This is a genomic window from Pseudomonas thivervalensis, from assembly GCF_001269655.1.
GTDB classification, from domain to species: Bacteria; Pseudomonadota; Gammaproteobacteria; order Pseudomonadales; family Pseudomonadaceae; genus Aquipseudomonas; species Aquipseudomonas thivervalensis.
In genome coordinates, this window is the sequence record NZ_LHVE01000020.1 from 325713 (window position 1) to 338116 (window position 12404).

The window sequence follows — 12404 nt, forward strand, 5'->3', positions numbered from 1 at the left end:
CTACAGGGGCACACCTCCCCGCCTCTTCCACAGGAGTCAACGCTATGTTCAATAATTGGTCCGAGCTGCTGCCCACCATCAAGAGCGCCTTTGGTGCCCTGGGCAAAAGCAATCCGAAGATGGTCAAGGCCTACATGGCCCTGGACGAAGCCGCGGCTGAGAACGATGTACTCGATGCCAAGACCCGTGAACTGATCTCCATCGCCGTCGCCATCACCACGCGCTGTGACGGCTGCATCGGCGTACACACCGACGCCGCCATCAAGGCCGGCGCCACCCGCGAAGAAATCGCCGCCACCCTGGCTACCGCGGTGTCCCTCAACGCGGGTGCGGCGTACATCTACTCCCTGCGAGCGCTGGAAGCCCATGACGCGTTGAAGAAGTGAAAGGCCAATAACCTGCCGACCGCTATCGCGAGCAAGCTCGCTCCCACAATGGGATCTGCGCCCGACCACGGTTTTGCAGGCGACAGAAAACACCTGTGGGAGCCGAGCTTGCTCGCGATGGCGGCCTGACATCCAACATCTTCATTGACTGTCACACCGCTATCGCGAGCAGGCTCGCTCCCACATTTAGACCAACGCGGTCTCTGCCCGGCGGACTTCCGGTTGTTTCCAGGAATCGGCGGCGCTTTCTTCGATGGCTTGCTGGATCGCGCGCTTGCGATTTTCTTCGGCGCGGCGGCTGAAGTACCAGACCAGGAAGGTCACCAGCGACACCGCCAGGAGGATCAGGCTCGCCACGGCGTTGATTTCCGGTTTTACCCCCAGGCGCACCGCCGAGAACACTTCCATCGGCAAGGTCGTCGAGCCAGGGCCGGAGACGAAGCTCGCCAGCACCAGGTCGTCCAGGGACAACGCGAACGACATCATGCCCCCCGCCGCCAGTGACGGCGCGATCATCGGGATGGTGATCAGGATGAACACCTTCCACGGCCGCGCACCGAGGTCCATGGCCGCCTCTTCGATGGACAGGTCCAGCTCACGCAAGCGCGCCGAGACCACCACCGCTACGTAGGCTGCGCAGAACGTGGTGTGGGCGATCCAGATCGTGACGATGCCACGTTCCTGGGGCCAGCCGATCATCTGCGCCATGGCCACGAACAGCAGCAACAGCGACAGGCCGGTGATCACTTCCGGCATCACCAGCGGCGCGGTGACCAGGCCACCGAACAGCGTGCGGCCCTTGAAGTGGGTGATGCGGGTCAACACGAAGGCCGCCAGCGTCCCCAGCGCCACCGCGGCAATCGCCGTGTAGCAGGCGATTTCCAGCGAGCGCATCACCGAGCCCATCAACTGGCTGTTGTCCAGCAGGCCGACGTACCATTTCACCGACCAGCCGCCCCATACCGTCACCAGTTTCGAGGCGTTGAACGAGTAGATCACCAGAATGAGCATCGGCGCGTAGATGAACAGCAAACCCAGCACCAGCATCAGGCTTGAAAAACTGAAGCGCTTCATTCCTTGCCCTCCATTTCTTTGGCCTGACTGCGGTTGAACAGGATGATGGGCACGATCAGGATCGCCAGCATCACCACCGCCAGGGCGGACGCCACCGGCCAGTCTCGGTTATTGAAGAATTCCTGCCACAGCACTTTGCCGATCATCAGGGTTTCCGGGCCACCCAGCAGTTCCGGGATCACGAACTCGCCCACCACCGGGATGAACACCAGCATTGCGCCTGCGATGATGCCGTTCTTGGACAGCGGCACGGTGATTTTCCAGAAGCTGTTGAAGGTGCTCGAACCCAAGTCCGACGCGGCTTCCAACAGGCTGGCGTCATGCTTCACCAGGTTGGCGTACAACGGCAGGATCATGAACGGCAGGTAGGAATAGACGACTCCGATATACACCGCCAGGTTGGTGTTGAGAATCTGCAGCGGCTCGCTGATCCAGCCCATGCTCAGTAGAAAACCGTTGAGCAAGCCGTTGTTGCTGAGAATCCCCATCCACGCGTAGACGCGGATCAGGATCGCGGTCCAGGTCGGCATCATGATCAACAGCACCAGCACCGTCTGCATCTCTTTGCGGGCATTGGCGATGCCGTAGGCCATCGGATAACCGATCAACAGGCACAAGACCGTGCTGATCAAGGCCATCTTCAGCGAGCCGAGGTAGGCGGCGATGTACAACTCGTCCTCGCTCAGCATCACGTAGTTGGCGAGGTTGAGCAGCACCTGCAACTTCTGGTCGACGTAGCTGTAGATCTCGGTGTACGGCGGAATGGCCACGTCGGCTTCGGCGAAGCTGATCTTCAGGACAATGAAGAACGGCAGCATGAAGAACAGGAACAGCCAGATGAAGGGCACCCCGATGACCAGTTGGCGGCCACCGGGCGTTATTCGATCGAGTCGGCGTTTGAGTTTGCGCATGTTCATGAGCGAAGCACCACGCCGCTGTCGTCTTCCCACCAGACGAACACCTGGTCGCCCCAGGTCGGACGCTGGCCACGGCGCTCGGCGTTGGCGACGAAGGATTGCACCAGCTTGCCGCTCGGCAATTCGACATAGAACACCGAGTGGCCGCCCAGGTAGGCGATGTCATGGACCTTGCCGCTGGACCAGTTGTGCTCGCAGGTCGGCTGCTCGGACGTGACCAACAGTTTTTCCGGGCGAATGGCGTAGGTCACGGACTTGTCCTGCACCGAGGTGCTGATGCCGTGGCCGACGTAGATGCTGCGGTCCAGGTCCTTGCAGGTCAGCACCGCGTGGCCTTCGGCGTCGTCCACCACTTCGGTCTCGAAGATGTTGACGTTGCCGATGAATTCGCAGACCAGCCGGCTGGTCGGGGTTTCGTAGATGTCGATCGGGCTGCCGATCTGGGCGATCCAGCCCAGGTGCATGATCGCGATGCGTTCGGCCATGGTCATGGCCTCTTCCTGGTCGTGGGTCACCATGACGCAGGTCACGCCAACCCGCTCGATGATCTCCACCAGTTCAAGCTGCATCTGCGAGCGCAGTTTTTTATCCAGCGCGCCCATGGGTTCGTCGAGCAGCAACAGCTTCGGCCGCTTGGCCAGGGAACGGGCCAGGGCTACCCGCTGGCGCTGGCCGCCGGACAGCTGATGCGGCTTGCGCTTGGCGTACTGGCTCATTTGCACCAGCTTGAGCATCTCCGCCACGCGGGCATCGATCTCGGCCTTGGGGATCTTGTCCTGCTGCAGGCCGAAGGCGATGTTCTGCGCCACGGTCATGTGCGGGAACAGGGCGTAGGATTGGAACATCATGTTGATCGGCCGCTCATAGGGCGGCATGTCGGTGATGTCCACGCCATCGAGGAAAATCCGCCCCTCGGTGGGCCGCTCGAAACCGGCCAGCATGCGCAGCAAGGTGGATTTGCCCGATCCCGAACCGCCGAGCAAGGCGAAGATCTCGCCTTTCTTGATTTCCAGGGACACATCGTCCACGGCAATCGTCTCGTCGAACTTCTTCGTGACCCGGTCGATTTTGACCAGCACCTGTTTGGGTGTCTGGTCGCCCTCGAGGGCTTTCTTATAGGCGCCGGAGGCAACTGCCATTTACGAAACTCCCACAGAATTTGCAGTTCGCCCCAAGGAGGCGAACAAGAGTGTTGACGTTTATTTACCCGACTTGACCTTGGTCCAGCTGCGGGTCATGAGTCGTTGGATCTTGGGCGGCAACTCGGAGTTGACGTAGAGCTTGTCGACGACCGCTTGCGGTGGATAAACCGCTTCATCGGTGCGTACTTTCTGGTCCATCAGTTCGCCAGCCTTGGGGTTCGGGTTGGCATAACCGACAACGTCGCTGACCTGGGCGATGACCTCAGGCTTGAGCACATAGTTGATGAAGGCATGGGCTTGCTTGACGTTGGTGGCATCACGGGGGATCGCCAGCATGTCGAACCAGAGGTTGCCGCCTTCCTTGGGAATCACGTAGGCGATGTTGACGCCCTTGCCGGCTTCGCTGGCACGTTCGCGGGCCTGGAAAATGTCACCGGAGAAACCGGCGGCCACGCAGATCTCGCCATTGGCCAGGTCGGAGATGTACTTGGAAGAATTGAAGTAGGTCACGTAGGGCCGGATCTTGAGGAGCTGGGCCTCGGCCTTCTTGTAGTCTTCAGGGTCTTCGCTGTTGGGGTTCAGGCCCAGGTAATTGAGCATCGCCGGGATCATTTCGTCACCCGAGTCGAGGAACGAAACGCCGCAGCTGGACAGCTTCTTGATGTTTTCCGGCTCGAACAGCATGGCCCACGAATCGATCTTGTCGACGCCCAGGACTGCCTTGATCTTCTCGACGTTATAGCCGATGCCGTTGGTGCCCCACAGGTAAGGCACGGCGTACTGGTTGCCCGGGTCGTTCTTTTCCAGGCGCTTGAGCAGCACCGGGTCGAGGTTGGCGTAGTTGGGCAACTGCGCCTTGTCGAGCTTCTGGAACGCCCCGGCCTTGATCTGCTTGCCGAGGAAGTGGTTGGACGGCACGACCACGTCGTAGCCGGTGCGCCCGGCCAGCAACTTGCCTTCCAGGGTTTCGTTGGAGTCGAACACGTCATACACCGGCTTGATGCCCGTGGCTTTTTCGAAATCCGCCAGGGTGGTCTCGCCAATGTAGTCCGACCAATTATAAATATGCACGGTGGAGGCAGCCTGGACACTGACGGCGAGCGTCAGGCCGGCGCCCACCAGCAAGGCGTTGCGTAACAAAGAAAAGACTGGCACGTGGAGGTCCTCTTAAATAGTTGGGCCCAAGTTGCCCCCGTTACGTGGCCCACGCTGGGGCCCTGCAACAAAACCGGCGCGCAACTTACCCTCGATAAACCGATCCAGCAAAACTTTTAGTTATTTATGGGTTCCTGTTGCCGCCGCCGCACTGGCCGCGACAACAGGAGGGTGCTTCAAGCCGGCTTATTTACCGGATTTGATCTTGGTCCAGCTGCGGGTCAGGATCCGCTGGGTCGCGGCTGGCAGGTCGGCGATGGCGTACAGCTTGGCCTTCACTTCGTCCGATGGATAGATGCTCGCATCACCGGAGATTTCCTTGTCCACCAGAGGGGTGGCGGCCTTGTTGCCGTTAGGGAAACGCACGTTGTCGGTGATCTCAGCCATGATTTCCGGCTGCATGATGAAGTTCATCCACTTATAAGCGGCTTCGACGTTTTCGGCATCTTTCGGGATGGCGACCATGTCATAGAACGAACCGGCACCTTCCTTCGGAATGGTGTAGGCCACTTTCACTTTGCCGCCAGCCTCGGCGGCACGGCTCTTGGATTGCTCGATATCACCGGAGTAACCCACGGCGACGCAGATGTTGCCGTTGGCCAGGTCGGAAATGTATTTGGACGAGTGGAAATAACCGATCGATGGACGCAACTTGAGGAACAGCGCTTCGGCCTCGGCCAGTTGCTTCTTGTCCTGGCTGTCGGTCGGGTAGCCAAGATAATGCAGGGCCACCGGAATCATTTCGGTTGGCGAATCGAGGAAGCTCACGCCGCAGCTCTTGAGCTTGGCGATGTTCTCGGGCTTGAGCAGAGTGTCCCAGGAGTCGATCTTGTCGACACCCAATGCGGCCTTGACCTTCTCGGGGTTGTAACCGATGCCGATGGTGCCCCACATGTAGGGGAAGGCGTGTTTGTTGCCCTGGTCGCTGGCATCGCCGACGGCCTTGAGCAGGTCGGTGTCCAGGTTCTTCCAGTTCGGCAGCTTGGACTTGTCCAGCTCCTGGTAGACGCCGGCCTTGATCTGCTTGGCCAGGAAGTTGTTCGACGGCACCACAACGTCATAGCCGGATTTGCCGGCCAGCAACTTGGCTTCCAGGGTTTCGTTGCTGTCGAACACGTCGTAGACGACTTTGATCCCCGTTTCTTTTTCGAACTTGGCGACGGTGTTCGGCGCAATGTAGTCGGACCAGTTATAGACGTGCAGCACTTTGTCGTCCGCCTGGACGGCGCCCGCCATCACGCCCATCAGGGACATGGCGAGGAGGGTCTTGCCAGCTATCTTCATACCTAATGCCTTCATGAAAAAATGCTCCAGTTATTCTTCTTAGCCACAGTTCATTAGCCAGCTCGCGGGCAACCTGAACAGTCGGTAGTCTGGCAAGTTACAGGCCAGGCTTTCAACACAAGCCCAGCCTTTTATTCACGCTGGGCGAGGCCCTCGCAGGCACCTCGCTCAGAGCCTAGCACTTAGCCTTGCAACGCACTGAGCGTCAGGTCCAGGCACTGCCGCGCCTTGGTCACCAACTCATCGATCTCGGCCTTGCTGATCACCAGCGGCGGCGCAATGATCATGGTGTCGCCCACCGCGCGCATGATCAGCCCGTTATCGAAGCAGAACTGCCGGCAGATCATGCCCACGCCCTTGCCTTCGTAGCGCTTGCGCGTGGTTTTGTCCTGGACCAGTTCGATCGCCCCCAGCAAACCGACCCCGCGCACTTCACCCACCAGCGGATGATCGTTCAGTTCCCGCAGACGTTGCTGCAAATAGGGTGCCGTTTCGCTGTGGACACGCTCGATGATCTTCTCGTCGCGCAGGATGCGGATGTTCTCCAGGGCCACGGCTGCAGCCACCGGGTGACCGGAATAGGTAAAGCCGTGGTTGAAGTCACCGCCTTCGTTGAGCACCGCGACCACGTCGTCACGCACGATCAGTCCGCCCATGGGGATGTAGCCAGAAGTCAGGCCCTTGGCGATGGTCATCATGTGCGGCTTCAACCCGTAATGGTCGGTACCGAACCACTCACCAGTACGGCCAAAGCCACAGATCACTTCGTCAGCCACGAACAGGATGTCGTACTTGGCGAGGATTTCCTTCATGCGCGGCCAGTAGCTGTCAGGCGGCACGATCACGCCACCAGCGCCCTGGATCGGCTCGGCGATGAAGGCCCCGACGTTGTCCACGCCGATCTCCAGGATCTTTTCTTCCAACTGGTTGGCTGCCCACACGCCGAACTCTTCGGGGCTCATGTCGCCGCCTTCGCCGAACCAGTACGGCTGGGCGATGTGGACAATGCCCGGGATCGGCAGGTCGCCCTGCTCGTGCATATAGGTCATGCCACCCAGGCTCGCGCCGGCCACGGTCGAACCGTGATAGCCATTCTTGCGGCTGATGATGACTTTCTTGATCGGCTGGCCCTTGATCGCCCAATAGTGGCGGACCATCCGCAACATGGTGTCGTTGCCCTCGGAGCCGGAGCCGGTGAAGAACACGTGGTTCATGCCTTCAGGGGCGATGTCGGCGATGGCTTTGGACAATTCCAGCACCGGCGGGTGGGCCGTCTGGAAGAACAGGTTGTAGTACGGCAGTTCGCGCATCTGTTGGCTGGCGGCATCGGCCAGTTCCTCGCGGCCGTAACCGACGGCCACGCACCAGAGGCCGGCCATGCCGTCGAGGATCTTGTTGCCTTCACTGTCCCAGAGGTAGACGCCCTTGGCGTGGGTGATGATGCGCGGGCCTTTCTCTTTGAGCTGCTTGAAGTCGCTGAACGGCGCCAGGTGGTGATCGTTGCTCAGGGCCTGCCATTCACGGGTTTGCGGGTTATTGCGGGTCATGCGAATTCTCCTGTTATCGGTGAGGGCGGAGCTGCCTGAAGCAGCTCCGCCCGGCGCTTCAGACGGCAAAGAGCAGGAATTCCCGCTCCCACGAACTGATGACGCGCTTGAAGTTTTCATGCTCGGCCCGCTTGACCGCGACGTAGCCTGTGATGAATTTCTTGCCCAGGTATTTCTCGATGGTGGTGCTGTTTTCCATGCGTTCCAGGGCGTCTTCGATGGTCAGCGGCAGACGCAGGTTGCGACGCTCGTAGCCGCGGCCCACCACCGGCGCGCTCGGGCTGATGCCTTCGACCATGCCGATGAAGCCACACAGCAGGCTGGCGGCAATCGCCAGGTACGGGTTGGCGTCGGCGCCCGGCAAGCGGTTTTCCACCCGACGGTTCTGCGGCCCCGCATCCGGCACGCGCAGGCCCACGGTGCGGTTCTCTTCGCCCCACTCCACGTTCACCGGCGCCGAAGTATCCGGCAGGAAGCGGCGGAACGAGTTGACGTTGGGGGCGAACAGCGGCAACAGCTCGGGGATGAACTTCTGCAGGCCACCGATGTGGTGCAGGAACAGATCGCTCATGGTCCCGTCTTCATTGGAGAAGACGTTCTTGCCGGTTTCCTTGTCGATGATGCTCTGGTGCAAGTGCATCGCACTGCCCGGCTCGCCGGTCATGGGCTTGGCCATGAAGGTGGCGGCCACGTCGTGCTTGAGTGCCGCCTCGCGCATGGTGCGCTTGAACACCAGGATCTGGTCGGCCAGGGACAGGGCATCACCGTGACGGAAATTGATTTCCATCTGCGCCGTGCCGTCCTCGTGGATCAGGGTATCGAGGTCCAGTTCCTGCAATTCGCACCAGTCGTAGACGTCTTCGAACAGCGGGTCGAATTCGTTGGCCGCTTCGATCGAGAAAGACTGGCGACCGGTTTCCGGGCGGCCGGAGCGGCCAATGGGCGGCTGCAGCGGAAAGTCCGGGTCATCGCTGCGCTTGGTCAGGTAGAACTCCATTTCCGGCGCGACGATCGGCTGCCAGCCTTTGTCGGCATAGAGCTTGAGCACTTTCTTGAGGACGTTGCGCGGCGACAGCTCGATGGGGTTGCCTTGCTTGTCGTAGGCGTCGTGGATGACCTGGGCGGTGGGCTCGATGGCCCAAGGCACAAGGAACACGGCGTTCTCGTCCGGGCGGCAGATCATGTCGATGTCAGCCGGGTCGAGCAGTTCGTAATAGATGTCGTCTTCGACATAGTCGCCGGTCACGGTCTGGAGCAGCACGCTCTCGGGCAGGCGCATGCCTTTCTCGGCGATGAACTTGTTGGTCGGCGAGATCTTGCCCCGGGTGATACCGGTCAGGTCGCCAATCATGCATTCGACTTCTGTGATCTTGTGGTCTTTCAACCAATCGGTGAGCTGGTCGAGGTTGTTACTCATAAATGCCTCTAGGCGTGAGTTTCCTGACTGCTATTAATCGTCAGGCGTTGTTTGACGCATCCGCGTCGCGTTGTGTTGCCCTTGCTCGGCAGGCATCGCCAAATGCCTGGAAAATCGCAAGGTAGTACGGGTTAGAGCTTACCTCCCATTCAGGGTGCCATTGCACACCTAAAGCAAAAGCCTTGCCTTCTGGCACCGAAACCGCCTCGATCAGGCCATCCGGCGCCACCGCTTCGGCCCGCAGCCCAGGCGCCAGGCGCTCGATACCTTGGCTGTGGATCGAGTTGACCTCTATCGATTGAGGCAACCCCACGCCCGCCAATACGCCGCCGGGCTGGATATGCACGGCGTGGGCAGGACCGTATTGGACCTCCACCGCTTGAGTCTCGTCTTCACGATGATCGATGAACGTTCCGACTTCATGAACCTTCTGATGCAGGCTACCGCCAAAGGCTACGTTCATCTCCTGGAAGCCCCGGCAGATGCCCAGCACCGGGATGCCCGCTTCGACAGCGGCGCGGATCAGCGGCAGGGTGGTGGCGTCCCGTGCAGGATCATGGGCAGTGCCCGGCGCACTGGCTGGGCCCTGGTAGTGAAAAGGTTCTACATTGGAAGGAGAGCCGGTAAAGAGAATACCGTCCAGGGCGTCCAGAATATCGGACGGCTGGAACAGATCCGCCAGGGACGGAACCAGCACTGGCAAGCCCTTGGCGGCTGTCGCGACAGCCCGGGAATATTTATCGCCACTGGTGTGATAAGCATGCAGACCGATCTGCCTGGAGCAGGTGGTGACGCCGATTAACGGCAGGCGAGACATGAAGCACCCCGGTATTATTGCTGTTATGGGTTTGAATCGAGCTTAGCCTTGTTCATTTTTTTACACAACACCCCCGTAAAAAATACAACACGGCCCGCTCAAGCCTGCGGGCGCCAAGGCCATTAAAGGGAAAAAAACGCCCTAAATTGCCTCAAAAAAGCCCTGCAGGTGCTTTTTTAGGGCAAAAAAGGCCCTGCTTGACTTCGGCATGCCGTTCGGGTTGACTGGCTTTCGAAGAGATCAATGATTGATATTTTTAACAACAAAGGTGTTGCATCATGTCGGTACCCCCGCGTGCCGTTCAGCTTAACGAAGCGAACGCGTTCCTTAAGGAACATCCTGAGGTTCTGTACGTTGACCTTCTGATTGCGGATATGAATGGTGTGGTGCGCGGCAAGCGCATAGAACGCACCAGCCTCCACAAGGTTTACGAGAAAGGCATCAACCTGCCGGCCTCCTTATTTGCTCTGGATATCAATGGCTCTACGGTGGAAAGCACCGGCCTGGGCCTGGACATCGGCGATGCCGACCGGATCTGTTATCCAATCCCTGACACCCTGTGCAACGAGCCTTGGCAGAAGCGCCCTACCGCGCAACTGTTGATGACCATGCACGAACTCGAAGGCGAACCTTTCTTCGCCGACCCGCGTGAAGTCCTGCGCCAGGTCGTGACCAAGTTCGATGAACTGGGCCTGACCATCTGCGCCGCATTCGAGCTGGAGTTCTACCTGATCGACCAGGAGAACGTGAATGGACGCCCACAACCGCCTCGCTCGCCGATTTCCGGCAAACGCCCGCATTCGACCCAGGTCTACCTGATCGATGACCTCGACGAATATGTCGATTGCCTCCAGGACATTCTGGAAGGGGCCAAGGAGCAAGGCATTCCCGCCGACGCGATCGTCAAGGAAAGTGCCCCGGCGCAGTTCGAAGTGAACCTGCACCACGTGGCCGATCCGATCAAGGCCTGCGACTACGCGGTCCTGCTCAAGCGCCTGATCAAGAACATCGCCTACGACCATGAAATGGACACGACCTTCATGGCCAAGCCGTATCCGGGCCAGGCAGGCAACGGGTTGCACGTCCACATTTCGATTCTGGATAAAGACGGCAAGAATATCTTTGCCAGCGAGGATCCCGAGCAGAACGCCGCACTGCGTCACGCGATCGGCGGTGTGCTCGAGACCCTGCCCGCGCAGATGGCTTTCCTCTGCCCGAACGTCAACTCCTACCGTCGTTTCGGCGCGCAGTTCTATGTGCCGAACTCGCCGACCTGGGGCCTGGACAACCGCACCGTGGCCTTGCGCGTGCCGACCGGCTCGGCCGATGCCGTGCGCTTGGAACACCGCGTCGCCGGCGCCGATGCCAACCCGTACCTGCTGATGGCCTCCGTGCTGGCCGGCGTGCACCATGGCCTGGTCAACAAGATCGAGCCCGGTGCGCCGGTGGAAGGCAACAGCTACGAGCAGAACGAGCAGAGCCTGCCGAACAACTTGCGCGATGCCTTGCGCGAGCTGGACGACAGCGAAGTCATGGCCAAGTACATCGATCCGAAATACATCGATATCTTCGTAGCCTGCAAGGAAAGCGAGCTGGAGGAGTTCGAACACTCCATCTCCGACCTCGAGTACAACTGGTACCTGCATACCGTGTAAGCGGTTGCGGTAAAAAAGAAACGCCGCAGGCCTTATGGCCTGTGGCGTTTTTTTATGTCTGCCGCCGAACATTGTGGCGAGGGAGCTTGCTCCCGCTGGGTCTGTAGGAGCTGACGAGCGAAGCGAGGCTGCGATCCTTTCACTACCCATTGAGTCTGGAGCGAAAGATCAAAAGATCGCAGGCTTCGCCAGCTCCTACAAAGCCCAGCGGGAGCAAGCTCCCTCGCCACAGGATTTGCTCTCCTCACAAGTCCAGGTATGGACCATCCGCCCGCTCTGCGTACAATGCCCGGCAGCCCCGCAGGAGACGTCCATGACGCGCATCGCCACACCCCGCAAACCCCGCGCACGCAGCCAGGCCCGGATCGACACCATTCTCGATGCCGCCCGTACGCTGCTTGCCGCCGAAGGCGTGGCCAGCCTGTCGATCTACAGCGTCGCCGAGCGCGCCGGGATCCCGCCCTCTTCCGTGTACCACTTCTTCGCCAGCGTCCCGGCCCTGCTCGAAGCCTTGACCGCCGACGTCCACGCGGCCTTCCGCGCCGCCCTTCAAGCACCGATCGACCACGCAGCGCTGAACCACTGGCATGACCTGTCACGGCTGGTGGAACAACGCATGCTCGCCATCTACAGCCAGGACGCCGCCGCTCGCCAGTTGATCCTGGCCCAGCACGGCCTGACCGAAGTCACCCAGGCCGACCGCCAGCACGACCTCGAGCTGAGCGACTTGATGCACAAGGTCTTCGACCACCATTTCGCCCTGCCACCCCTGCCGGACGATGTCGATGTGTTCGCCCTGGCCATGGAACTGGGCGACCGCGTCTACGCCCGCTCGGTCCAACAACACGGCCAGATCACACCACGCATGGCCGAAGAAGGCATGCGGGTGTTCGACGCGTACCTGGGGCTGTATCTGCCGCCGTACCTCCCCAAGCGCTCTTATTGATCGTTCCCACGCTCCGCGTGGGAATGCAGCCAGGGACGTTCTGCGTCACCAAGAGCCGAACGCG

Annotated in this window: 11 protein-coding genes; 3 read left to right on the plus strand and 8 right to left on the minus strand. The window is 60.2% G+C overall.

Translation table 11 applies throughout. From position 1 onward, the window contains the following. Window positions 1-44: 44 nt before the first annotated feature. Entirely contained in the window at window positions 45-386 is a 342-nt protein-coding gene (locus AD659_RS26470) for a carboxymuconolactone decarboxylase family protein (RefSeq protein ID WP_003206631.1), read from the plus strand. 186 nt (window positions 387-572) lie between these two features. Here the strand turns inward: AD659_RS26470 and AD659_RS26475 are convergent, their stop codons facing one another. The 8 genes from AD659_RS26475 to AD659_RS26510 form a co-directional block, all read right to left on the minus strand. Then, entirely contained in the window at window positions 573-1460 is an 888-nt protein-coding gene (locus AD659_RS26475; RefSeq protein ID WP_053126357.1) for an ABC transporter permease subunit, read from the minus strand. After that, window positions 1457-2377: an ABC transporter permease subunit gene (locus tag AD659_RS26480; RefSeq protein WP_053126359.1), complete on the minus strand. Its 921-nt coding sequence runs from the start codon at window positions 2375-2377 to the stop codon at window positions 1457-1459. Before AD659_RS26480 ends, AD659_RS26475 begins: the two co-directional genes overlap by 4 nt. After that, complete coding sequence (locus AD659_RS26485; RefSeq protein ID WP_030138093.1) at window positions 2374-3516, minus strand: ABC transporter ATP-binding protein; 1143 nt, start codon at window positions 3514-3516, stop codon at window positions 2374-2376. The genes AD659_RS26480 and AD659_RS26485 overlap by 4 nt, the downstream gene beginning before the upstream one ends. A 60-nt stretch (window positions 3517-3576) precedes the next feature. Next, the gene (locus AD659_RS26490; RefSeq protein ID WP_053126361.1) at window positions 3577-4674 is read right to left on the minus strand and encodes a polyamine ABC transporter substrate-binding protein; all 1098 of its coding nucleotides are present in this window, start codon (window positions 4672-4674) and stop codon (window positions 3577-3579) included. A gap of 186 nt (window positions 4675-4860) precedes the next feature. Continuing rightward, on the minus strand, window positions 4861-5958 hold the full coding sequence (locus AD659_RS26495) for a polyamine ABC transporter substrate-binding protein (protein WP_053126363.1): 1098 nt from the start codon (window positions 5956-5958) through the stop codon (window positions 4861-4863). Between the two features lie 182 nt (window positions 5959-6140). Next, window positions 6141-7505 carry an aspartate aminotransferase family protein gene (locus tag AD659_RS26500; RefSeq protein WP_053126365.1) on the minus strand — a complete coding sequence of 455 codons (1365 nt, stop codon included), beginning with the start codon at window positions 7503-7505 and terminating at the stop codon, window positions 6141-6143. A gap of 58 nt (window positions 7506-7563) precedes the next feature. Continuing rightward, window positions 7564-8922 carry a glutamine synthetase family protein gene (locus tag AD659_RS26505; protein WP_053126367.1) on the minus strand — a complete coding sequence of 453 codons (1359 nt, stop codon included), beginning with the start codon at window positions 8920-8922 and terminating at the stop codon, window positions 7564-7566. 40 nt (window positions 8923-8962) lie between these two features. Next, window positions 8963-9739 (minus strand): gamma-glutamyl-gamma-aminobutyrate hydrolase family protein, encoded by a 777-nt coding sequence (locus tag AD659_RS26510; RefSeq protein ID WP_053126369.1) that lies wholly within the window; start codon window positions 9737-9739, stop codon window positions 8963-8965. Between the two features lie 278 nt (window positions 9740-10017). On the opposite strand from AD659_RS26510, the gene AD659_RS26515 reads away from it, so the two are divergent. Both AD659_RS26515 and AD659_RS26520 read left to right on the plus strand, forming a co-directional pair. Beyond that, window positions 10018-11394: a glutamine synthetase family protein gene (locus AD659_RS26515; protein WP_014340747.1), complete on the plus strand. Its 1377-nt coding sequence runs from the start codon at window positions 10018-10020 to the stop codon at window positions 11392-11394. A 313-nt stretch (window positions 11395-11707) separates the two neighbouring features. Beyond that, window positions 11708-12340: a TetR/AcrR family transcriptional regulator gene (locus AD659_RS26520; protein WP_053126371.1), complete on the plus strand. Its 633-nt coding sequence runs from the start codon at window positions 11708-11710 to the stop codon at window positions 12338-12340. The last annotated feature ends 64 nt before the right edge of the window (window positions 12341-12404 follow it).

Bases quoted from the DNA above. Each gene is read 5' to 3' on its own strand.
- AD659_RS26485 (WP_030138093.1), bottom strand. From the start codon at position 3,516: ATGGCAGTTGCCTCCGGCGCCTATAAGAAAGCCCTCGAGGGCGACCAG.
- AD659_RS26505 (WP_053126367.1), bottom strand. From the start codon at position 8,922: ATGAGTAACAACCTCGACCAGCTCACCGATTGGTTGAAAGACCACAAG.
- AD659_RS26475 (WP_053126357.1), bottom strand. From the start codon at position 1,460: ATGAAGCGCTTCAGTTTTTCAAGCCTGATGCTGGTGCTGGGTTTGCTG.
- AD659_RS26480 (WP_053126359.1), bottom strand. From the start codon at position 2,377: ATGAACATGCGCAAACTCAAACGCCGACTCGATCGAATAACGCCCGGT.
- AD659_RS26470 (WP_003206631.1), top strand. From the start codon at position 45: ATGTTCAATAATTGGTCCGAGCTGCTGCCCACCATCAAGAGCGCCTTT.
- AD659_RS26520 (WP_053126371.1), top strand. From the start codon at position 11,708: ATGACGCGCATCGCCACACCCCGCAAACCCCGCGCACGCAGCCAGGCC.
- AD659_RS26500 (WP_053126365.1), bottom strand. From the start codon at position 7,505: ATGACCCGCAATAACCCGCAAACCCGTGAATGGCAGGCCCTGAGCAAC.
- AD659_RS26495 (WP_053126363.1), bottom strand. From the start codon at position 5,958: ATGAAGATAGCTGGCAAGACCCTCCTCGCCATGTCCCTGATGGGCGTG.
- AD659_RS26515 (WP_014340747.1), top strand. From the start codon at position 10,018: ATGTCGGTACCCCCGCGTGCCGTTCAGCTTAACGAAGCGAACGCGTTC.
- AD659_RS26510 (WP_053126369.1), bottom strand. From the start codon at position 9,739: ATGTCTCGCCTGCCGTTAATCGGCGTCACCACCTGCTCCAGGCAGATC.